We start from the raw sequence: 21,580 nt of genomic DNA on the forward strand, positions 1-21,580 counted from the left end.
TCGACTTGCATGTATTAGGCACGCCGCCAGCGTTCGTCCTGAGCCAGGATCAAACTCTCCATAAAAAGAAATTTGATTAGCTCAAATTGTTTTGCTGGCATCATGTTTGATGTCCAAAATTTTGTTTTGTTCACTAACTCAAGGTTAGTTACTAAAAACTTTATTGATTACGTTTTGCTTGTTCAGTTTTCAAGGTTCATTTTTTCGTTTAATGCGTCACCTCTTGGCGACTTATACATAATAACATCGATTATTCATGAAAGTCAACACTAAATCATAAGTTTTTTTAAGAACTTTATTTTTATCTAGAAACGAGGTCGTTATGATGTTTCGTAAAACGTTGATTTCACTGCTTTTTATTGTAATACTCTTTGTCTTTATAAAGCCGATAAATTCTACTATGATTTCTGTATTTAACATCGCTGATGCTCCAGCAGTTGTAACAAAAGGATATTATGGTACATCACTTATTGTCGAAATTTCTTTTTCTGATGAAACTCTGTTGGACTGGCTTAAAACTGTAAAAGCACCTTATCCGCTTCTCTTGTTAGATGCTGCTTGGATTGAACGTTCACCCGAACACATAAAAATTATTCAAGAGAGAAAACTACCTATAGGATTATTAGGACCTGAGGATTCAGTGGATAAACCCATTGATCTTGCCGTCGTGCAAAAAGATATTGATATTTACGAAAAACACATGAAAGAAACACCGCTTTGGTTTGCAACTCGAAACCATCAATATTCTCAGGGTTTACAAAAAAACTTATTTCAACAGCAGATGAATATACTTTCTCCCTCTCTAATCTGGAAAGGGGAAAAAACACCAAAAATACAAAAGGGAGATTTTGTTTTTATTTCTTTACACCAAAATAATCAAATCTCGTTTAAAGAGCTTAACACATTTCTACAACAAAATAAATTTATGTCGGTTGAGGAAAATATATTTGGCTATAAAGTGCAAACTAAAAAATCACCATAACAAAAAAGTTGCCACCTACGTTTTCTAGGGGCAACTTTTTCTTTAAATTATTATGCATTTTTTGCTTGTTCAAGACGTGCTTTACGGCGTGCTTCTAATTTTTGACGATCCTCATCGGATTTCGCATTATATTTTGGTAATACTAATAATTGATAAGCATTTACCGCGAGTAGTGGAAATAGTAATAATGCAACATACTCGTTAATATTTTCATCGCGACCCATTAATGCAATTGTCCATTCCAATGTTGTAACGACAACCATAAAAAATAAAGCTGAAATGAAAACATGTTTTTTTCCTGTTAATTTTACTTTTTGAACGGCTGTTGCTACGGCTCCGAATATTAATACAATTAACAAGCCAATATAGAACACCCAACTTTGCCCATCCTTGACGCCAGGTACAAAACGGAAGAAAATAATATCGAAAATAGTAATAGCAATTAATAACAGCTGTACCCAATTCCATAATGTAAGTGTTCTGAAAATATTAACTCCCACTTGATGGAGCGTTAAATACGCAAAAAAGCCTGCCTGTGCAATAACACTCATTGTAAATCCTAAGAAGACCATCCATAAAAGTCCGGCCAAAAATTCACCCCATTGACCATTTGCCGCATATGGTTGGAAGAATTCCCATCGAATAAATAAACTGCAAATTCCGTTGACTGCGCCACCAACGAGCATCGCAAAGAAGAAAAACTTTGCCCAATTTCGTATCGTCACAACTAAAAGTCCCCCAATTTCTCAATGTATATCTGTATTCATTTTAACAATGCATCGTTAAAAAAGCTATTTCTCATCCTAACCAATACATAAAGTCATCGTAAATGTGAACAATAATTGAAAGAGTCTATCTATAGAAAGGACTGATTATTAATGCGAAAATTTACCTTATTGCTATTTCTAATACTTTTTCTTTCTGCCTGTTCACAAGAGAAAACCTCTACCATGTCCTATGATGAAATAAAAAAAATAATGATCGACTCTTTACAAACCGAGGATGGTAAAAAGGCGTTGCGGCAGCTTTTAGAGGACCCCAGTTTCCGTGAATTATTGGTTTTGGAACATGAAGAAGTGAAGAAGGCTACCGAGGAAACCTTGCTTTCCCCGAAAGCAGAAGAATTTTGGAAGAAAACATTTGAAGATCCAAAATTTAAGGAAACCGTAGCTAAAAGTATGCAAAAGCAGCAGCAAGATATTATGAAGGAATTAATGAAAGACCCTGCTTTCCAAAAGGATATGGAGGCATTCTTTGGTCAGCCAGATATGCAAAAACAGTTAGAGACTATTTTAAAATCCTCCAACATGAGGAAACAAGTGGAGGAAATTGTGAAAGAAACGATAGAAAGTCCACTTATGCAAGCAAAATGGCAGGAGCTTATTAAGAAGAGCGGCGGTGAAGCTGGGAAAGCTGAAGGCAGTGGAAAAAAAGCAGCTGGCGGTGAAGGTACAAACAAAGAAGGAAAGAGCACTCAGTAACCCCTTATATGTAAAAAACGGATTTCCTCTATTGTTTGAGGAAATCCGTTTTCATTATTTATTTAATTTATTAATGATTTTCGTCGCGATGTCTAAATAAATTTGTCCTGTTGTGTGTTTTTCAGCATAAACAGAAGGTGCAAAATCTGCATCTGACCAGTCAGGTTGACCAAGAGGAATTTGGCCAAGTAGCTCTGAACGTAGCTCTTCTGCTAATTTCGGACCTCCCCCTTGACCGAAAACGAATTCACGTTCACCAGATTTCGATTCATACCATGCCATATTTTCAACAACACCTAAAATTTCATGGTCTGTTTGTAGAGCCATTGCACCTGCACGAGCTGCTACGAACGCTGCCGTTGGATGTGGTGTTGTTACGACAATTTCTTTAGATGAAGGAAGCATCTGGTGAATATCTAATGCAACGTCACCTGTACCTGGTGGTAAATCCAATAGTAGATAATCTAGCTCGCCCCATTCTACATCACGGAAGAACTGATCTAACACTTTACCTAACATTGGTCCACGCCATACAATCGGTGCGTTATTTTCAACAAAGAAGCCCATTGAAATCATTTTCACTCCAAGGCGATCAACAGGGAAAATTCGATTATTTACCACTTTTGGCATATCTGTAACACCCATCATATCAGGTACACTGAATCCGTAAATATCAGCATCAATCAAGCCAACCTTCTTACCTAGACGAGCTAATGCAACAGCTAAGTTAACTGATACTGTAGATTTCCCTACACCGCCTTTACCAGAGGCAATTGAAATAACTTGTACCGTGCTAAGCGGAGATAAAATATCTTGTGCCTCAGCCTCAGTTGCAACTCCACGGAAGCTTTGAAGTTTTTCTGCAGACATCTCTTCGAAACGAATACCAACTGTATCAGCACCCGCTTCTTTCAAAATTTCAACAATTTTCATTTGGAACTGTAATTGTTCAGGTGTATTTGTTTTTGCAATCGCAATTTTTACACTGACATGATTTTTCTCTTCTTTTATTGCTACATTTGTAATACCGTCTGTTTCTGCAAGTGATTTATGTAAAAATGGATCTTGTAGTTGTCCTAATATTTCATGTACTTGTTGTTCAGTTATCACGACGAACACTCCCCTTATATTATCTCAATGTTAGTATATCATAAATGATTTGATTTACGTTGTGTTGTTGCTCTATTCAATTTTAGCTAATAAATACGCTTCAATACCTTCAACAATTGCATCTCCCATTTTTTCTTGGTATTTTTTATCAGTTAATAGTGCACGTTCCTCATCATTACTTATAAACCCTGTTTCTACTAGAGCAGCAGGTACCTCAGCTTTTTTCAGTAAATATATTTGTTTTATAGACAACGCTTCTCGATCGGTATTTTTCAAATTAGTACGAATAGATTCTTGAATGCTCTTGGCTAATAATTCACTTTCAGCATGTCCCTCTTTATGATAAAACACCTGTGCTCCACGCCATTTTGTTTCAGGAATGGCATTTGCATGAATTGTAATAAAAACATCCGGTTTTTCCTTTTCTACTATGTCTTTTCTTAGAAAGATGTCCTGCTTCTTTCGTTCTCTTAATGTTCCATACTTTTCTGATGACGCGTGCTCGTCGATAACATCTCCATCTTTTGTTCGTGTCATTACGACTGTTGCGCCTTTTTTCTTTAATTGCTTCTCCACATGCTGAGCAATTGCAAGTGTAATCTCCTTTTCAATTACTTCGCCCTTTGAAGCCCCTCCATCCTGACCTCCGTGCCCCGCATCAATAACTATTTTCAGGCCACCAAGTGGGTCCGGTAAGAAGAAGTTGCGGTCCGAAGCATTCGTTTCGTATGCCACGACCACTATACTCATCAGCATAATTACTCCTAGTGCAAGCCAGCGCTTCACCTATATCCACCACCCTTTTACATTCAGTGTACGAAGTTAGTGATTAAACTATGCCAGAAAGTAAAAAAAACTCTCAAGTATTGAATTTGAGAGTTTGATCTTGATCTGCACGAGGACTATTGCTGTTTATTTTAGTGTAAATTCTGGTTTAAACTTACCTGTATAAGGCTCATGCTCAACAAATACTGTTATATCCTTACCATCTTTGCCTTTGCCAGTTCTTTTATACGTGAACTTCTTATTATTTAGCTCAGTAATTTCGAGTACAGCTCCATATTTATTATCGCCAATTGAAACATGTGCTCGTAATTTATTGCCATCGATAACATTATAGTAACCATAGTCACCACGGCTGTTACCCGTGTCAAGGTTGAAAAATTCATATTTATTCGTATTAGCATCATATTTCGCAAGGCTAATAAAATTAGTATTATATTGTGTTACATCATTTTTGTTTACATCTAATACAACGGTTCCCTGCCAAAGTGTATCGGCTAAAATCTTATCTCCATCAACATCTTTTACGATAGTGCCTGTAGAAGTATTTAAAGTTTTATCTGGTTCAGTAAATGTAAGCTTTTTATCCTTATAAGGGACATGCTCAACGAATACTTCTACATCGTTACCATTTGCATCTTTCCCCATTCGTTTATAAGTGAACATATTATTTTTTAGCTCAGTAATTTCAACAATTGCTTGATAATTTTTCGTCTCTGAAATCAATATTCTATGTTTTCCATCATTCGTAATAAAGAAAACACCTTTATCGTCGCGGCTTCGACCTGTATTTGGATCGAAGAATTCATAACGTCCTGACTTAGCGTCATATTTGGCTAAACCAATAAAATTTGAATTTTCAGCTGTTAAATCTTTTTTATTTTTATCGTAAACTTTTGTTCCCTGCCAGTTTGTACTACTAAGAATATTGGCATTTGCTTGACCTTTTGTTATTTCTACTTGCCTTTTATCTGCAGTATTTTCTGTTTTTACTTCCTCCATTTTTTTAACATCTTCCTTATTTTGACATGCAGCAAGTAGTGCCATTGTTGCAAGTGATACAATTAATAGCTTTTTCATAGGTACTAACCTCCATTTTTTAGCATAAATAATCAACCTATAAGTAGTATCAACCATTTTCACATTAAATACTCATCCTTGTTTATTACTAAATCAGCGGTAACTTTTTATCGGTAAATGCAAATACTTGATATATGTTTATTTTTCTAGTACTAAAAAACGCAAAAAACCCGCCACTAAAGTGAAGTGACAAGGTTTTTGCAATTCTATGCAGTTATGTATGCAGTTGCAAATGATTTTTAAGTAATTCGATAAAGTGTTGGGCGGTATTGGACAAGCGATAATTCTTCATCCATATTAACCCAACAGGTGACGAAAACTCAGTTGCACCTGAAATTTTATAAGCATGTATAGCATACCCTTTATGACGTTTAAGCAATGTCTCTGGAACAATCGATGTGCAAAAATCAGATGAAATTAAATCCATTAACAGAGAAATATCAGAGCACTCACCAACTAGATTAGGATTTAAATCCATTCGAGAAAAAGCTTCCAAAATCAAATAGTGAACACCTAAACCTTGTGTACTTGGTAGTATTATTGGATAGTTTTGAACATCTGTAAGCGTCACTTCATGATTGAACGGTTTCTGTTTATTAGATGTGATGAAATAAAAGGGTTCATTATAAAGATGGACAACTGAAAAGTCATTTAACTCAAGCGGTAATCGAATAATTGCTAACTCAATTACACGATCTCTTACTAATTGACAAAGGACAGCAGACTCATTTTGCTGAATTTTAAACGTCACCTTAGGGTAGTAATTTCGGAACTGATGGAGGATTTCAGGTAACGAAACATCCGAAAACGTATTTATACCTATCGTTAGTCTACCTTTTACTCCACTTCCTACTTCCTTCACTTCCATCTTTGCCTCGTCCATTAACTGAATCATTTGTAAAGCATATTTATATAAGGCTTTCCCTGCTTCCGTTACTTCTAAATGTTTTTTGCTTCTCTCTATTAATATTGAGCCTAGTTCTTCTTCCATTGCTTTCAATTGTTGACTTAATGGAGGCTGAGAAAGATGCAGTCTCTTCGCAGCAGCTGAAATGCTTTTTTCCTCTACAATTGCAATAAAATATCGCAGTTGTCTTATGTCCATCGAAGAAAACCTCCTTTTATATATGAAAAACTTAAGTAATTGATAGTATTAATATATTTTTTGTTTAAATATCTTCATGTTACCATATTTTTAATGAACGATGAAACGAGAATCGGAAAGAGGCATAACGATTATCCCTGCTTCAACGCGGACATGTTCAATCTGACGCTGATACAAGTATTGGGGATAGAGATGGGATGACACCGTTGCAACGTGCTCGAAAACTAGGATTTCATGAAATTCGACAACATATTAATAAAAGTTGGAGAGGAAAATAATAGGTAAATCTTAGGCAATGGCTCGTTAATTGGAAAGCGTTTATGAAAGTTCATTACTTAATATCGTAAGTTACTTCTAATATTCAAGGAGGATTCAACATGATAAACGAGACAGATTTAAAGCATCTAAGACGCTGTATTGAACTTGCAAAATTTGCTTTGCAGATTGGAGACGAGCCATTCGGTTCAGTTCTCGTTTCTGCTAACGGAGACGTGCTTGCGGAAGACCATAATCATGTTTCGGGCGGGGATTATACTCAGCATCCAGAATTTGCGCTGGCACGTTGGGCTGCTGAAAACATGACTACTGAAGAGCGAGGCAAGGCAACCGTATACACCTCTGGTGAACATTGCCCAATGTGCGCTGCCGCTCACGGATGGGTTGGCTTAGGTCGGATTGTTTATGTAAGTTCCTCAAAACAGTTAACACAATGGCTGAATGCGATGGACGTCGTTTATACATCACGTGTACGCAGTTTGCCTATTCATGAAGTCATACGTGATACTACAATAGAAGGCCCTGTTCCTGAGCTTGTGGAGGAAGTTCATAAACTTCATCGCCAGTTTTATGCGGCGAAGCATTGAACTTATCGTCGGGAAAGGCTTATGAATAATTTTCATCAGAATAGCGCGAGAAATCAACGTTTCTAAAATTGATTTCTCGCGTTTTTTAAGGGTTTGGCCCAGTTTTGTTCCAGCCCTTTTCTGTTATAAAAGAAGAATTGTATCTATCTTTTTTGGTAGGTATCTGTGACTCCTAACTTAAAGCTACCTGCCATTCTTTGTACTTTCTTATAGCATTAACATTTGGGTGCCCCTTTCGCATGAAGTCGGTTGACCAGACCAAACTTTATTGTGCGTTTGGGGTATTTTCCTACCAGCTTTCCAGAACCACTCACATAGCAAAGGGGTTCAATGCATACAAAAAACCCTTTCCCGACAGAACCGGGAAAGGGCTTGAAAACGTTGATATAATCGTATGATTAACGTTTTGAGAACTGAGGTGCACGACGAGCGCCGCGTAGACCTGGTTTTTTACGTTCTTTCATGCGTGAATCACGAGTAAGTAATCCAGCAGATTTTAATGCAGCACGGAAATCTGGGTCTACTTGAAGTAGAGCACGAGCGATACCGTGACGTACTGCACCAGCTTGACCAGTGTATCCACCACCGTTAACGTTTACGTGGATATCGTAGCTTCCAGTTGTTTCAGTAGCCACTAATGGTTGTTTAATTACTTCGCGTAATGCAGCGAATGGTACGTATTCTTCGATTTCACGTTTGTTGATAACAATTTTACCTGTACCTGGTACTAAACGTACGCGAGCTACAGAGCTTTTACGGCGACCAGTGCCGATGTATTGAACTTGTGCCAAAGTAATATCCTCCTCTTAATTTATATTATCCGCGAAGCTCGTAAGCTTCTGGTTTTTGTGCAGCATGTGGATGCTCTGTTCCAGTGTAAACGTTAAGTTTAGTGAACATTTTGCGACCTAAAGAGTTTTTAGGAAGCATCCCTTTAATTGCTAATTCGATCATTCGTGTTGGGTATTTATCTAACATTTCACCAGCAGTACGAGTTTTTAAACCACCCGCAAATTGAGTATGGTGACGGTAAAGTTTACCCTCTAATTTGTTACCAGTTAAATGGATTTTGTCAGCGTTGATGATGATTACGTGATCACCTGTATCAACGTTTGGTGTGAATGTTGGTTTATGTTTACCACGTAAGATAGCAGCTACTTCAGAAGCTAAACGTCCAAGAGTTTGGCCTTCTGCATCAACTACTAGCCATTTACGGTCTACTTCGTGACCTTTAGCCATGAATGTTGTACGCATGTATATATCCTCCTAATCGATTCGATTACCGTTATTTTTCATTAAACTACACTATAAGTTTTCGGGGCTTATTTGTGGTGGTAATGAAAATACCATCTGTTATCATATAATGAATGACTTTTAAAGTCAAGCAATTTCAATAAACACCTGGAGAAGTTGTTCAGATTCATTAATTGTTAAAATTAAGGCGTCTGTGAGCCTTTATTTTGTAAAAATACAATGATATTTCGCTTCAAGGATTCTATAACATTTGCTAGTTGTTCTTCTTAATGATTCGTCACCATAACGTGGGGTTGATTTCCGTTCCGGCTGGGCGCTTTGCCTCTGACGCTTCGCTTTCGCGCAGATAAAACATTTGTTGTTGCTGTCGTTGCACTTTCGCACAGATAAAACATTGCTGTCGCTTCGTTAGCACTACGCTTTCGCACAGAGCAAAGCTTCCTGGGAGCGTCCGATGAGCCGCTTCACTCGCGTTGCTCGCTCCAGGGTCTCGGGCCAACACGATGTTGGTCACGAAGGCGTTATCACAGGACGTGATGGTTTTAGCCTGCGTTCCTCTATTGCTGATCCCCAAGGAGTCGCCCAGCCTCCACTCCAATCAACTTATCTGCATGGCATACGTTCTAAAATGGCATCTTAACTTTTGGTGGTGATTCTTTAATAGAAGACTTGCTCAAGATACAGACCTTGTGGAGGTGCAGTCTTACCCGCCTGATCGCGATTCATAGATTTAACGACTAACTCCACGTTTTCAATGTCACGACGTCCTATACCGACTTCCCAAAGTGTGCCTGCGATAATACGTACCATATTATACAAGAAGCCATTCCCTTCAATTACCATATGTAGCTCTTCACCATGCCATTCAAATTGTAGCGTCGTTACCGTTCGCACCTTATCTTTGACACTTGTATTGGCTGCACAAAAGCATGAAAAATCATGTGTACCGATAATAGCTCTTGCTGCCTCCTGCATTGCCTCAACATTTGGTTTTACACCATTTGTCTCTACCGTATAATGTCTACGAAATGGACTCTGTACAGACTCACATGACCATATATATCGATACCGCTTCCCTGTTACACTGTAGCGCGCGTGAAAATCCACAGCTACTTCTTCAATCGACATTACTCGAATATCTCTTGGCAGTTGAACATTCAATGCCTTCATGTATTTATCTACTGGGATCGCAAGTGGTGAATCAAAATGCAAGGTTTGGCCTATTGCATGCACTCTTGCATCTGTACGTCCACTCGCTGTTACCTTTACCTTTTCCCCTTTATGCATAATGGCTAGAACACGCTCAAGTTCTGCCTGTACTGTCCGCTCCCCAGGCTGTATTTGATAGCCAGAAAATTGCGTTCCATCATAACTAATTATTACTTTTAATCGTCGCATAAAGTTACTCCTTTTAACTTCTATAGAAGAATAGTAAAACGGCCATTGCTCCTAATAGCACGAGTGCAAATGTATCACTCATATCCCACTTTAGCTTGCGATATCTTGTACGGCCTTCTCCTCCACGGTAACCTCTTACTTCCATAGCTGTTGCTAAATCCTCGGCTCGTTTAAAAGCACTTACAAAGAGAGGCACCAATAATGGTACAACCGCTTTGATACGATCTTTTATCGGTCCAGAAGATAAATCAGAGCCACGTGCCATTTGCGCCTTCATGATTTTATCTGTTTCATCCATTAACGTTGGAATAAAGCGCAATGATATAGACATCATCAGAGCTAACTCATGCACAGGCACTTTCACCGCTTTTAATGGATTTAGCAGTACTTCAATACCATCCGTAATAGAAATCGGTGATGTGGTAAGCGTTAAGATAGATGTCATAAACACTAGAACTAAGAAACGTATCGAAATAAATATCCCTTGTCGGAGACCTTCTTCATAGATCGTGATAAACTTCCATTCGAAAACTACAGCGCCTTCCCTCGTCATAAAAATATGCAGCAGGAATGTAAAAGCCATTAAAAAGAGCACTGGCTTTAGACCATTAATTAAAAAATACAGGCGAATACGTGACACTAGTACAACGAGTAAGGTAAATGCCAATAGTAGGGCATATGTCACTGTATTGTTTGCTAAAAAAACAATAATAATGAACGCAAACACAAATATAAGCTTTGATCGTGGGTCGAGCTTATGAACTGGAGAATCCCCTGGTAGGAAGCGTCCAAATATCATTTTCTCCATCATGATTCTGCACGCTCCTCTCTTAGCACTCGAGCAATTTCAGTTGCTAGCTCTTCTTCGGTTAAGCATATCTTTGAGAAGGGTGTATTAATCATTTTTTCGATTTTTTGTTGAAAGCGTACGATACGAGGTGGTTCTAAGCGAAGATTTTTTAATGTCTCCACATCTTTGAAAATGTCTTGTGGTGTACCACGTAATACATTTTTCCCTTCATGCATAATGACGATATTGTCTGCATAACGAGCTGCGTCCTCCATACTATGCGTAACGAGAATCGTCGTTAAACCACGTTCCTGATGTAGCTTATAAAACATATCCATAATCTCTTTCTGACCACGTGGATCAAGCCCTGCAGTTGGTTCATCTAATACAATAACTTCAGGCTCCATCGCTAATACACCAGCAATGGCCACTCTGCGCATTTGGCCACCTGATAAATCAAAAGGTGATTTTTCAAGTACGTCCTCTGGTAAACCTACTAAGCCTACAAGTTCTCTTGCTCGCGCTTCGGCCTCTTTCTCCGATACACCAAAGTTCATAGGACCAAACATAATATCCTTTAATACCGTTTCTTCAAATAACTGATGCTCCGGGAATTGAAACACAATACCAACCTTTTGACGTACAGCCTTTAAATCCTTCGCCTTTTTTCCAGCTACAACAATGCGATCTCCAATATGTACTTCCCCTGAAGTTGGTTTTAGAAGTGCATTAAAATGTTGAAGAATTGTCGACTTACCGGAGCCAGTATGCCCAATTATCGCCTGATACGTATGTGAAGGAATTTCAAAATCTACATCGAATAATGCACGTTTTTCAAAAGGCGTACCCTGTGCATAGGCATAACTTATTTGTTGAAGTTTGATGTCCATAAATCATTCACCAACTCTTCTTCTGTCATATGTTGTCCCATTAACGGAACACCTTCCTTTTGTAATAACTTTGATAACTTCATGGCAAATGGTAAGTCTAGCCCGAACTCAACTAACTTGTCCCCCAGCGCAAAAATTTCATCAGGTGAACCTTCAGCAAATTTTTTTCCATCATTCATAAAGAGAACACGATCTGCAAGCATCGCTTCCTCTAAATCGTGTGTAATGGATATTACCGTTAGCCCTGTTTCAGCACGTAATGCTTGTACTGTCTGTAATACCTCCGCACGTCCCTGTGGATCTAGCATTGACGTAGCTTCGTCTAGAATCAGGAGCTTTGGTTTCAATGCAAGTGCACCGGCAATAGCAACACGCTGCTTTTGCCCACCTGATAAGTGATGTGGCTCGTGATCTAAAAAATTACCCATTTTTACTTGTCCGAGTGCTGCATGTACACGTTCCACCATCTCTTCGAACGGTACTCCGTTATTTTCAAGGGCGAAAGCAACATCATCCTGCACTGTCGCTCCAACAAATTGATTGTCTGGATTTTGAAAAACCATGCCCATCTGTGAACGGCTCTCCCATAGGTTTTCCTCATTCAACACTTCGCGCAGTATACGCACATCGCCCTGTTGTGGGTATAGCAAGCCATTCATAAGCTTCGCAATCGTGGATTTACCAGAACCGTTATGGCCGACAATGGCAATCCAATCCCCTTCCTGTACCGAAAAGCTTACATTTTCAACAGCATTACGACTTCGTTCTTCTTCTGGTGTATATGAAAATGTCACATTATTTAATGATAAAATTTCTGGCATTTCTAGAACTCCTCTCTACTTGCTCAGCTCTACTAACTAACTTACACTTTTTTATGTATGAATTCTACTACAATCATTATGTCGATAAAAGAAAAGTGCAAAAAAGACTTTCTTTTGTTTTCCTATATAGTTCTAAATTTAATGTATAAATTATCTTTTAATATACAAAATGATATCTCAAATTTAAGTACATCAAATATTAAAGTAAAGACTTAAAAGTTATCCAAACGTTCTGATAACAATTATTTTAGAAACAAAATATAAAAAGCCCGTATATTAAAAAAAGCACCACTATTGGCGCTATCAAATACTTCTCTAAAAAATAAAAAAGCGCGCACCTCATTCGATAGAAATGCGCTAGTCGTTACATTTTCAAGAAACATGGGTGCTCAAGCCCTTGTTTCCTCTGAATGAGGTGCGGAGAGCTAAACGAGACGCCACACAACAGTGTCCGCTCATCATAACGCTCAGCTTAATTATTTGTCGTATAAATCATTTATAAAGAAAGAGGGTGGTGATTCCACCCTCTTCACCACTTGTCTTCTATTATGATTAAACTAATTCAATCACAACAACAGGTGCACCGTCACCACGACGTTGACCTACTTTAAGAATACGAGTGTAACCACCTTGACGCTCTGCATAACGTGGTGCAACATCATCAAATAACTTTTGAAGTGCAAATGAAGTTGTTTCGTTACCTTCTGCATCAGTAGTTGTTACTAGTTCACGACGGATGAATGCAGCAGCTTGACGGCGTGCGTGTAAATCTCCGCGTTTACCTAAAGTAATCATTTTTTCAACAGCTTTACGTACTTCTTTAGCGCGAGCCTCAGTAGTTTCGATACGCTCGTTGATGATTAAATCAGTAGCTAAGTCACGTAACATCGCTTTACGTTGAGAACTTGTACGACCAAGTTTTCTGTAACCCATGGATGTTTCCCTCCTTTATTAAAAAATATCTGATCTTGTAAGTTTTGTTTAAATCGCTTAGTCTTCTTTGCGTAATCCTAAACCAAGCTCTTCTAACTTCGCTTTTACTTCTTCTAGTGACTTACGTCCAAGGTTACGAACTTTCATCATATCGTCTTCTGACTTATTCGCAAGTTCTAGTACTGTGTTAATACCAGCGCGTTTCAAGCAGTTATAAGAACGAACAGAAAGATCAAGTTCTTCGATAGTCATCTCTAAAACTTTTTCTTTTTGATCTTCTTCTTTTTCGACCATGATTTCAGCAGTTTGTGCCTCATCTGTCATGCCAACGAAGATGTTTAGATGCTCGGTTAAAATTTTTGCTCCGAGCGAAATCGCCTCTTTCGGACCGATGCTACCATCTGTCCACACATCAAGAGAAAGTTTATCGTAGTCAGAAGACTGACCTACACGAGTATTTTCCACTTGGAAATTGACGCGTGATACTGGAGTGTAAATAGAGTCGATCGGGATCACGCCGATAGGAAGATCCTCACGTTTGTTTTGATCAGCAGGAGTGTAACCACGGCCGCGTTGAGCGTACATACGCATACGTAAATGACCGTTTTTAGCGATTGTTGCAATATATAGATCCGGGTTTAAAATTTCTACATCACTGTCATGTGTAATATCAGCAGCCGTAACTGTACCATCGCCTTTTACATCAATCTCAATAACTTTTTCTTCGTCAGAGTAGATTTTAAGAGCTAGTTTTTTCACGTTCAAAATAATTGAAGCTACATCTTCTACTACGCCTTCTACAGTTGAGAATTCGTGAAGAACACCGTCAATTTGAATTGAAGTGACAGCAGCTCCTGGTAATGAAGACAGAAGGATACGACGTAAAGAATTACCCAAAGTGTTTCCATATCCGCGTTCAAGCGGTTCTACAACAAACTTTCCATATTTGGAATCTTCGCTGATCTCCACCGTTTCAATCTTTGGTTTTTCAATTTCGATCATTTCATTTACCCTCCCTCAAAACATCGAATGTATAGGTTCTTTCCATCATAGATTCGATCGTCAATGACGTATCGTTTATTATCTGCACAAGACAGTCTGTACAAAAAATGATGTTCTCATACAATATGAGACGCACCCATTACACGCGACGACGTTTTGGCGGACGGCAACCATTATGAGGAACTGGAGTAACGTCTTTAATAGCAGTTACTTCTAAACCAGCAGCTTGAAGTGCACGAATTGCAGCTTCACGACCTGCACCAGGACCTTTAACAGTTACTTCCAACGTTTTCAGACCATGTTCAAGGGATGCTTTAGCAGCAGTTTCTGCAGCCATTTGAGCAGCGAATGGTGTAGATTTACGTGAACCACGGAAACCAAGAGCACCAGCACTTGACCAAGATACAGCGTTACCTTGCATATCTGTAATCGTTACGATTGTATTGTTAAATGTAGAACGAATATGTGCAATACCTGATTCGATATTCTTTTTCACACGACGTTTACGAGTTTGTTGTTTACGAGCCATGTTAAGAAGGAACCTCCTTTACTTATTATTTTTTCTTGTTCGCAACTGTTTTACGAGGACCTTTACGCGTACGCGCATTGTTCTTCGTATTTTGACCACGAACAGGTAAACCACGACGGTGACGGATACCACGGAATGAACCGATTTCCATCAGACGTTTAATGTTTAATGAAGTTTCGCGACGTAAGTCACCTTCAAGTTTGTATGAATCTAATTGTTCACGGATTTTGTTTAACTCATCTTCAGTTAAGTCGCGTACGCGTGTATCTTCTGAAATACCTGCGTCAGCTAGTACTTTCTGAGCTGTAGTTTTACCAATACCGAAAATGTACGTTAATGAAATTACCACGCGTTTGTCGCGAGGAATGTCAACACCAGCAATACGTGCCATGTACGTTGTGCACCTCCTTTAGAATTAACCTTGTTTTTGTTTGTGTTTAGGATTTTCACAGATTACCATTACTTTACCGCGTCGGCGAATTACTTTACATTTTTCGCAGATCGGTTTCACAGATGGTCTCACTTTCATCTAACCTAACCTCCTTAGTAGTCCGGAGCGCAAAAGATTATTTAAAACGGTATGTGATACGACCGCGAGTTAAATCATAAGGAGATAACTCGATAGTAACCTTATCTCCAGGTAGAATACGGATAAAGTGCATACGAATCTTACCAGAAACGTGTGCTAGAATCACATGTCCATTTTCTAATTCTACCTTAAACATCGCGTTTGGCAAAGTCTCAACAACTGTCCCTTCGACTTCAATTACATCATCTTTCGCCATCTACTCTGTCTCCTCTCTATATGCAAATTAAAGTTCTCATCGTTACATCAAACGGATATCTGCTGCAACCATAGAAGCAACCTCGTTTCAACATATGTTTGGATTGTATGAGAGATGTTTGAAAGACGCTCGTCTGGTTTCGCTTCACACAATCCACGGAATATACAGAACCAGTAAGGGAACTGAATCTCCCATGTTTACACGAATACCGGAATGTCTTTGATGAGATATTCATACCCGTTACACAGATGCTTCCACGAAACCCATTATACTCTTTCAAAAGTAATGTTGCACTTTTTAAAAGAAATATATACCGGGCACAATATGCTTTTGCAACTCTCAAAAAAATTATGTTTCGTTGTTGCTCCCGCATGCCTCCCGCGGAAGCAGTATTCTGCGCCCGGAGCCGGGTATCAGCTGCGGCTGCCCTGTAATAGAGCATCAAGATCAGCAAACACTATATTAATATCTTGCTGTCCATCTATATTTGTTAACACATTTTTTACTTGATAGTAGTCAAGTAAAGGTTGTGCTTGTTTCATATTTACTTCCAGACGGTTCGCAACCGTTTCAGGATTATCATCCGCACGTGTATAAAGCTCGCCACCATCTTTATCACATTTCCCTTCCTCTGCTGGAGGATTGAAAATTAAATGATAAGATGTACCACAAGTTTTACAAATACGACGACCTGATAAACGAGCAATTAGCTCATCCTTTTCAACCTGGATGTTTAACGTATGCTCAATAACTTTGCCAAGATCCGCAAGAATGCTGTCTAAAGCTTCAGCTTGAGGAACAGTACGTGGGAAACCATCAAGTAAGAATCCTTTTTCACAATCAGGTTTAGCAAGTCGCTCACGAACAATACCAATCGTTACTTCATCAGGTACTAGAGCACCTTGATCAATAAACGATTTAGCCTGTAAGCCTAGTTCTGTGCCATCTTTCATAGCAGCACGGAACATATCGCCTGTAGAAATATGAGGAATCGCGTACTTCTCAACGATTTTATCTGCCTGTGTACCTTTACCAGCACCTGGCAGACCCATTAAAACGATATTCATACGGAAATATTCCCCCCACAAAAGGTTTGCTGATTTCAGGAAACGATAGAACGTTCCCTAAAAACCAACATTATTTCATAAAGCCTTTGTAGTGACGTTTAACAAGTTGAGATTCTAGCTGTTTCATCGTTTCTAGCGCTACGCCGACCACGATAATTATACTAGTACCACCGATCTGCACTGTAGCAGGTAGATTCATAAAGTTTGTGAATATAATCGGCATTACAGAAATAACAGTTAAGAAAATCGCACCGACAAATGTCAGACGATATAACACGCTTGTTAAATACGTTTGTGTGCTTTCACCAGGACGAATACCTGGAATGTAAGCACCTTGTTTTTTCAAGTTATCTGCCACATTTTCCGGATTCACTTGTACGAATGCATAGAAATATGTGAACGCGACGATCAATGCAACGTAAATAATCATTCCAACAGGTTTTGTATAATCAAACGTGTTTTCAATGAATGTTGTTACGGCACTTTCACCAAAGAACGGAACTAACGTACGTGGTGTCATTAGAAACGCTGATGCAAAGATTACCGGAATAACCCCTGCAGCATTCACTTTTAACGGTAAATGCGTTTGTTGACCACCAGTTTGTTGGTTACGTCCAGTAACTCGTTTTGCATATTGAATTGGAATTTTACGTAGTGCTTGTTGCACGTAGATAACCCCAACAACAACTGCAAGCATAACTAAAACAAGTAATCCAAGGATCACTAGATTGATAAATAGCTTATCACCAGCGCCCTCAATTTGCTGTGCATAGATTTGGTTGATACTTGTTGGTAATGCCGCAACGATACCTGCGAAAATTATAACAGAAATACCATTCCCAACACCATGCGCAGTAATTTGTTCAGCAAGCCATACTAGGAATGCTGTACCCGCTGTCAATACAATGGAAATCGTAACGTAAGTTAAAACTCCTTCTTCTTTAATCAATGATCCGCCATACATTTTATTAAAGCCAAATGACATCGCGAATGATTGGATAAAAGCAAGAACAATTGTAAAGTAACGAGTAAATTGAGCAAGTTTACGTCTTCCGACTTCACCTTGCTTTGCCCACTCAGCAAATTTCGGTACTACGTCCATTTGCAATAACTGAACAATGATTGAAGCAGTGATGTAAGGCATAATCCCCATCGCAAAGATAGAGAAGTTCTTTAAAGCACCACCGCCAAAAGTATTGAGGAAACCAACGAGATTGAACTCATCAGTTGCCTGTAATACATTAGCGTCAACGTTCGGTACTGGTACAAACGTACCAATACGGAAAACGATTAACATTAGAAGAGTGAAAATGATTTTATTTCGTATATCTCGAACACGCATAAAGTTAGAGATTGTCTGAAACATTAAATCACCTCAGTAGTTCCGCCGGCATTTTCAATTGCTTCTTTAGCCGAAGCTGAGAATTTATGAGCTTTTACTGTAAGCTTTTTATTAAGAGTTCCGTTTCCAAGAACTTTAATTCCAGCTTTTTCATTGCTCACTAAACCTGTTTCAAGTAATAATGCAGTTGTTACCTCTGCACCATCTTCAAAACGGTTTAATGTATCAAGATTAACGATCGCGTACTCTTTACGGTTAATGTTAGTAAAGCCGCGTTTCGGTAAACGACGGAATAAAGGGTTTTGACCACCTTCGAATCCTGGGCGTACACCGCCGCCAGAACGAGAGTTTTGACCTTTATGACCTCTACCTGCAGTTTTACCGTTACCAGAACCGATACCGCGACCTACGCGGTTACGTACTTTACGGGAACCTTCTGCTGGTTTTAACTCATGAAGTTTCATATTGGATGGCACCTCCTTGTTCGTTAATTAAAAATTAGTTTTCTTTTACAGTAACTAAGTGAGCTACTACATCAATCATACCGCGAGTTGCTGCATTATCAGCTTTCTCAACAGTTTGGTTTAATTTACGTAAACCTAATGCTTCGATAGTTTTACGTTGTGCTGGTTTAGAACCAATCACTGATTTTGTAAGGGTGATTTGTAATTTGTTAGCCATTATCTTTCCCCCCTTATCCTAATATTTCTTCCACTGATTTACCACGTAATTTCGCTACGTCCTCTACGCGTTTTAATTCAGTTAAACCTTGAATAGTTGCACGCACCATGTTAATTGGTGTGTTAGATCCAAGTGATTTTGAAAGAATATCAGTAATACCAGCAAGTTCTAGTACGGCACGTACTGGACCACCAGCGATAACCCCTGTACCAGGAGCAGCAGGTTTAATTAGGATTTCTCCTGCACCAAAGCGACCTTGCACTAAGTGTGGAGTTGTTCCACCTACGCGTGGCACTTCGATTAAGTTTTTCTTCGCATCTTCAACAGCTTTGCGGATAGCGTCTGGCACTTCTTGAGCTTTACCAGTACCGAAACCTACATGTCCGTTTTTATCGCCAACAACAACTAATGCTGTGAAGCGGAAGCGACGTCCACCTTTAACAACTTTAGCAACACGGTTAATAGTAACTACGCGTTCTTCAAGTTCTCCAAGTTTGTTTGCGTCAATTCGACTCATGAAATGTGTCCCTCCTTCTTATTAAAATTCTAAACCGTTCTCACGTGCAGCTTCAGCTAAAGCTTTTACACGTCCATGATATAAGTAACCACCACGGTCAAATACTACAGCAGTAATATTTTTTTCCGTAGCGCGTTTTGCGATTGTTTCACCGACTTTAGTTGCAGCATCAACATTGCTACCAGCACCTTCAAAACCATTTTCTTGAGAAGATGCGCTAACAAGTGTTACGCCTGCTACGTCATCGATAAGTTGCGCGTAAATGTTCTTGTTAGAACGGAATACGTTTAAGCGTGGACGCTCAGCAGTACCCGAAATTTTAGAACGTACACGTGCATGACGTTTTTTACGAACCTGATTTTTATCTTGTTTCGTAATCACAAGGGTCACTCCTTTCTAATGCTTAGGCAGCATTATTTACCTGTTTTACCTTCTTTACGACGAACGTATTCGCCTTCGTAACGGATACCTTTACCTTTGTATGGCTCTGGTGGACGAACGTCACGGATGTTAGATGCAAGAGCGCCAACGCGTTCTTTGCTAATACCTTTAACGATGATTTTAGTGTTAGAAGGAACTTCTACTTCTAGACCATCTTCAGGTGTGAACTCAACTGGGTGAGAGTAACCTACGTTAAGAACAAGTTTTTTACCTTGTAATTGCGCACGGTAACCGACACCGATTAGTTCTAATGATTTTTCGAAACCTGCAGAAACACCAGTAACCATGTTCGCTAAAAGCGCACGAGTTGTACCGTGGTTTGTGCGGTGTTCTTTTGAGTCAGAAGGGCGAGATACAGTAATCACGTTACCTTCTTGCTCAATTTTCATATCTTGGTGGAAAGAACGAACAAGTTCGCCTTTAGGACCTTTAACAGTAACAGTGTTGTCAGCTGCAACAGTAACAGTTACGTTAGCTGGTACCTCGATAATTTTTTTACCTACACGAGACATTTAGTTGCACCTCCATTCATTTATTGCTAATTACCAAACGTATGCTAGAACTTCGCCGCCAACTTGTTTAGCGCGAGCTTCTTTATCAGTTAATAGACCTTGTGAAGTTGACACTAAAGCGATACCAAGACCGTTCAGTACTTTAGGCACTTCATTTGTTTTAGCATATACTCGTAGACCAGGTTTAGAAATACGTTTTAAACCAGTGATAACACGCTCGTTATCTTTACCGTATTTTAAGAAGATACGGATAATACCTTGCTTGTTATCTTCTACGTATTCTACGTCACGTACGAAACCTTCGCGCTTTAAAATTTCAGCGATTTCTTTTTTCACGTTGGAAGCTGGTACTTCTAACTTCTCGTGACGAACCATGTTCGCATTACGAATGCGAGTAAGCATATCTGCAATCGGATCAGTCATTGTCATTACATTTACCTCCTTCCCAAATTAGGGGATTACCAGCTGGCTTTTTTCACGCCAGGAATTTGTCCCTTATATGCAAGTTCTCGGAAACAAATACGGCAAAGTTTGAATTTGCGATATACAGAGTGTGGACGACCACAGCGTTCACAACGTGTATATTCTTGCACTTTAAACTTTTGCTTACGTTGTTGTTTAACGATCATAGATTTTTTAGCCACGTTTTCGCCCTCCTTGTTTAATTACTTTTGGAACGGCATACCGAATTGTGTCAATAACTCGCGAGCTTCTTCGTCAGAGTTCGCTGTCGTTACGATCACGATGTCCATACCGCGTACTTTTGAAACTTTATCGTAATCGATTTCTGGGAAAATTAATTGCTCTTTAACACCTAAAGTGTAGTTACCGCGACCATCGAATGCTTTTTTAGAAACACCGCGGAAGTCACGTACACGAGGTAGTGAAATTGAGATTAATTTGTCCAAGAATTCATACATACGCTCACCGCGTAATGTAACTTTAGCACCGATAGGCATACCTTCACGTAGACGGAAACCTGCGATCGATTTTTTCGCTTTAGTTACAACTGGTTTTTGACCAGTGATAATTGTTAATTCTTCTACAGCTGAATCTAATGCTTTTGAGTTTTGAACTGCATCACCAACACCCATGTTGATAACGATTTTCTCAACTTTCGGCAATTGCATAACTGATTCATATCCAAACTTGCTCATAAGAGCAGTTGAAACTTCATTTAAATATTTTTCTTTTAGGCGGCTCATGTGTGTACC

The 21,580-nt window shown here is 39.1% G+C and carries 30 protein-coding genes, 1 rRNA gene and 2 pseudogenes; 3 read left to right on the forward strand and 30 right to left on the reverse strand.

Annotated features, from left to right (window positions below):
- Positions 1-65 (reverse strand): 16S ribosomal RNA (locus tag BFJ97_RS20580); the annotation flags it as partial.
- A 257-nt stretch (positions 66-322) separates the two neighbouring features.
- Here BFJ97_RS20580 and BFJ97_RS20585 point away from each other — a divergent pair.
- Positions 323-982, forward strand: coding sequence for a hypothetical protein (locus BFJ97_RS20585; protein ID WP_254660219.1), 660 nt, complete (start codon positions 323-325; stop codon positions 980-982).
- Between the two features lie 50 nt (positions 983-1,032).
- Here the strand turns inward: BFJ97_RS20585 and BFJ97_RS20590 are convergent, their stop codons facing one another.
- A complete protein-coding gene (locus BFJ97_RS20590) occupies positions 1,033-1,707 on the reverse strand; it encodes a KinB-signaling pathway activation protein (RefSeq protein WP_068986522.1) in 675 nt (224 codons plus the stop codon).
- Positions 1,708-1,860: 153 nt separating this feature from the next.
- Here BFJ97_RS20590 and gerD point away from each other — a divergent pair, with 153 nt between their 5' ends.
- Complete coding sequence (gene gerD, locus BFJ97_RS20595; RefSeq protein WP_068986523.1) at positions 1,861-2,463, forward strand: spore germination lipoprotein GerD; 603 nt, start codon at positions 1,861-1,863, stop codon at positions 2,461-2,463.
- Positions 2,464-2,517: 54 nt separating this feature from the next.
- On the opposite strand, the gene BFJ97_RS20600 is transcribed toward gerD, so the two are convergent.
- The 4 genes and pseudogenes from BFJ97_RS20600 to BFJ97_RS20615 form a co-directional block, all read right to left on the reverse strand.
- Positions 2,518-3,573 (reverse strand): P-loop NTPase, encoded by a 1,056-nt coding sequence (locus tag BFJ97_RS20600; RefSeq protein WP_068986524.1) that lies wholly within the window; start codon positions 3,571-3,573, stop codon positions 2,518-2,520.
- Between the two features lie 72 nt (positions 3,574-3,645).
- Positions 3,646-4,359 (reverse strand): N-acetylmuramoyl-L-alanine amidase, encoded by a 714-nt coding sequence (locus tag BFJ97_RS20605; RefSeq protein WP_068986525.1) that lies wholly within the window; start codon positions 4,357-4,359, stop codon positions 3,646-3,648.
- Positions 4,360-4,485: 126 nt separating this feature from the next.
- Positions 4,486-5,310, reverse strand: a pseudogene (locus BFJ97_RS20610) (DUF4822 domain-containing protein); the annotation flags it as partial.
- Positions 5,311-5,650: 340 nt separating this feature from the next.
- Positions 5,651-6,541 (reverse strand): LysR family transcriptional regulator, encoded by an 891-nt coding sequence (locus tag BFJ97_RS20615; protein WP_068986527.1) that lies wholly within the window; start codon positions 6,539-6,541, stop codon positions 5,651-5,653.
- Positions 6,542-6,918: 377 nt separating this feature from the next.
- Here BFJ97_RS20615 and BFJ97_RS20620 point away from each other — a divergent pair, with 377 nt between their 5' ends.
- The gene (locus tag BFJ97_RS20620; RefSeq protein ID WP_068986528.1) at positions 6,919-7,404 is read left to right on the forward strand and encodes a nucleoside deaminase; all 486 of its coding nucleotides are present in this window, start codon (positions 6,919-6,921) and stop codon (positions 7,402-7,404) included.
- A 398-nt stretch (positions 7,405-7,802) separates the two neighbouring features.
- Here BFJ97_RS20620 and rpsI read toward each other — a convergent pair whose 3' ends face one another.
- The 24 genes and pseudogenes from rpsI to rplE all read right to left on the reverse strand — a co-directional run bounded on the left by rpsI (position 7,803) and on the right by rplE (position 21,571).
- A complete protein-coding gene (gene rpsI, locus BFJ97_RS20625; RefSeq protein WP_004233744.1) occupies positions 7,803-8,195 on the reverse strand; it encodes a 30S ribosomal protein S9 in 393 nt (130 codons plus the stop codon).
- A 25-nt stretch (positions 8,196-8,220) separates the two neighbouring features.
- Positions 8,221-8,658 carry a 50S ribosomal protein L13 gene (gene rplM, locus BFJ97_RS20630; RefSeq protein ID WP_049662886.1) on the reverse strand — a complete coding sequence of 146 codons (438 nt, stop codon included), beginning with the start codon at positions 8,656-8,658 and terminating at the stop codon, positions 8,221-8,223.
- Positions 8,659-8,935: 277 nt separating this feature from the next.
- Positions 8,936-9,232 (reverse strand): hypothetical protein, encoded by a 297-nt coding sequence (locus BFJ97_RS24910; protein ID WP_068986529.1) that lies wholly within the window; start codon positions 9,230-9,232, stop codon positions 8,936-8,938.
- Positions 9,233-9,315: 83 nt separating this feature from the next.
- Positions 9,316-10,056, reverse strand: coding sequence for a tRNA pseudouridine(38-40) synthase TruA (gene truA, locus BFJ97_RS20640; RefSeq protein WP_068986530.1), 741 nt, complete (start codon positions 10,054-10,056; stop codon positions 9,316-9,318).
- A 13-nt stretch (positions 10,057-10,069) separates the two neighbouring features.
- Positions 10,070-10,867, reverse strand: coding sequence for an energy-coupling factor transporter transmembrane component T family protein (locus tag BFJ97_RS20645; RefSeq protein WP_068986531.1), 798 nt, complete (start codon positions 10,865-10,867; stop codon positions 10,070-10,072).
- Complete coding sequence (locus BFJ97_RS20650; protein ID WP_068986532.1) at positions 10,864-11,736, reverse strand: energy-coupling factor ABC transporter ATP-binding protein; 873 nt, start codon at positions 11,734-11,736, stop codon at positions 10,864-10,866. Before BFJ97_RS20650 ends, BFJ97_RS20645 begins: the two co-directional genes overlap by 4 nt.
- Positions 11,712-12,557: an energy-coupling factor ABC transporter ATP-binding protein gene (locus BFJ97_RS20655; RefSeq protein ID WP_068986533.1), complete on the reverse strand. Its 846-nt coding sequence runs from the start codon at positions 12,555-12,557 to the stop codon at positions 11,712-11,714. Before BFJ97_RS20655 ends, BFJ97_RS20650 begins: the two co-directional genes overlap by 25 nt.
- Positions 12,558-13,109: 552 nt before the next feature.
- Positions 13,110-13,490, reverse strand: a complete 381-nt coding sequence (gene rplQ / locus BFJ97_RS20660) for a 50S ribosomal protein L17 (RefSeq protein ID WP_068986534.1) — start codon at positions 13,488-13,490, stop codon at positions 13,110-13,112.
- A gap of 57 nt (positions 13,491-13,547) precedes the next feature.
- Positions 13,548-14,492: a DNA-directed RNA polymerase subunit alpha gene (locus BFJ97_RS20665; protein WP_004233733.1), complete on the reverse strand. Its 945-nt coding sequence runs from the start codon at positions 14,490-14,492 to the stop codon at positions 13,548-13,550.
- A 139-nt stretch (positions 14,493-14,631) separates the two neighbouring features.
- Positions 14,632-15,021 carry a 30S ribosomal protein S11 gene (gene rpsK / locus BFJ97_RS20670; protein WP_036151912.1) on the reverse strand — a complete coding sequence of 130 codons (390 nt, stop codon included), beginning with the start codon at positions 15,019-15,021 and terminating at the stop codon, positions 14,632-14,634.
- Between the two features lie 25 nt (positions 15,022-15,046).
- Positions 15,047-15,412 (reverse strand): 30S ribosomal protein S13, encoded by a 366-nt coding sequence (gene rpsM / locus BFJ97_RS20675; RefSeq protein ID WP_004233729.1) that lies wholly within the window; start codon positions 15,410-15,412, stop codon positions 15,047-15,049.
- A gap of 24 nt (positions 15,413-15,436) precedes the next feature.
- Complete coding sequence (gene rpmJ, locus BFJ97_RS20680) at positions 15,437-15,550, reverse strand: 50S ribosomal protein L36 (protein ID WP_000868344.1); 114 nt, start codon at positions 15,548-15,550, stop codon at positions 15,437-15,439.
- Between the two features lie 37 nt (positions 15,551-15,587).
- A complete protein-coding gene (infA, locus tag BFJ97_RS20685) occupies positions 15,588-15,806 on the reverse strand; it encodes a translation initiation factor IF-1 (protein WP_004233690.1) in 219 nt (72 codons plus the stop codon).
- An 86-nt stretch (positions 15,807-15,892) separates the two neighbouring features.
- Positions 15,893-15,970, reverse strand: a pseudogene (locus tag BFJ97_RS24390) (type I methionyl aminopeptidase); the annotation flags it as partial.
- Positions 15,971-16,219: 249 nt separating this feature from the next.
- Positions 16,220-16,873: an adenylate kinase gene (locus BFJ97_RS20690; protein WP_068986535.1), complete on the reverse strand. Its 654-nt coding sequence runs from the start codon at positions 16,871-16,873 to the stop codon at positions 16,220-16,222.
- A gap of 70 nt (positions 16,874-16,943) precedes the next feature.
- Positions 16,944-18,239 (reverse strand): preprotein translocase subunit SecY, encoded by a 1,296-nt coding sequence (gene secY / locus BFJ97_RS20695; protein WP_068986536.1) that lies wholly within the window; start codon positions 18,237-18,239, stop codon positions 16,944-16,946.
- Positions 18,239-18,679: a 50S ribosomal protein L15 gene (rplO, locus tag BFJ97_RS20700; protein ID WP_010860592.1), complete on the reverse strand. Its 441-nt coding sequence runs from the start codon at positions 18,677-18,679 to the stop codon at positions 18,239-18,241. Before rplO ends, secY begins: the two co-directional genes overlap by 1 nt.
- Before the next feature lie 34 nt (positions 18,680-18,713).
- Complete coding sequence (gene rpmD, locus BFJ97_RS20705; protein ID WP_068986537.1) at positions 18,714-18,896, reverse strand: 50S ribosomal protein L30; 183 nt, start codon at positions 18,894-18,896, stop codon at positions 18,714-18,716.
- A gap of 13 nt (positions 18,897-18,909) precedes the next feature.
- Positions 18,910-19,413, reverse strand: coding sequence for a 30S ribosomal protein S5 (gene rpsE, locus BFJ97_RS20710; protein WP_068986538.1), 504 nt, complete (start codon positions 19,411-19,413; stop codon positions 18,910-18,912).
- Between the two features lie 21 nt (positions 19,414-19,434).
- Positions 19,435-19,794 (reverse strand): 50S ribosomal protein L18, encoded by a 360-nt coding sequence (rplR, locus tag BFJ97_RS20715; protein WP_083227117.1) that lies wholly within the window; start codon positions 19,792-19,794, stop codon positions 19,435-19,437.
- Between the two features lie 32 nt (positions 19,795-19,826).
- On the reverse strand, positions 19,827-20,366 hold the full coding sequence (gene rplF / locus BFJ97_RS20720; RefSeq protein WP_068986540.1) for a 50S ribosomal protein L6: 540 nt from the start codon (positions 20,364-20,366) through the stop codon (positions 19,827-19,829).
- Between the two features lie 30 nt (positions 20,367-20,396).
- Complete coding sequence (gene rpsH / locus BFJ97_RS20725) at positions 20,397-20,795, reverse strand: 30S ribosomal protein S8 (RefSeq protein WP_008181717.1); 399 nt, start codon at positions 20,793-20,795, stop codon at positions 20,397-20,399.
- Positions 20,796-20,824: 29 nt separating this feature from the next.
- Entirely contained in the window at positions 20,825-21,010 is a 186-nt protein-coding gene (locus BFJ97_RS20730) for a type Z 30S ribosomal protein S14 (RefSeq protein WP_004233656.1), read from the reverse strand.
- Between the two features lie 21 nt (positions 21,011-21,031).
- Positions 21,032-21,571, reverse strand: a complete 540-nt coding sequence (gene rplE, locus BFJ97_RS20735; protein ID WP_068986541.1) for a 50S ribosomal protein L5 — start codon at positions 21,569-21,571, stop codon at positions 21,032-21,034.
- Positions 21,572-21,580: the final 9 nt, after the last annotated feature.

Source organism: Lysinibacillus xylanilyticus (genome assembly GCF_001708185.1).
Lineage (GTDB): Bacteria > Bacillota > Bacilli > Bacillales_A > Planococcaceae > Lysinibacillus > Lysinibacillus xylanilyticus_A.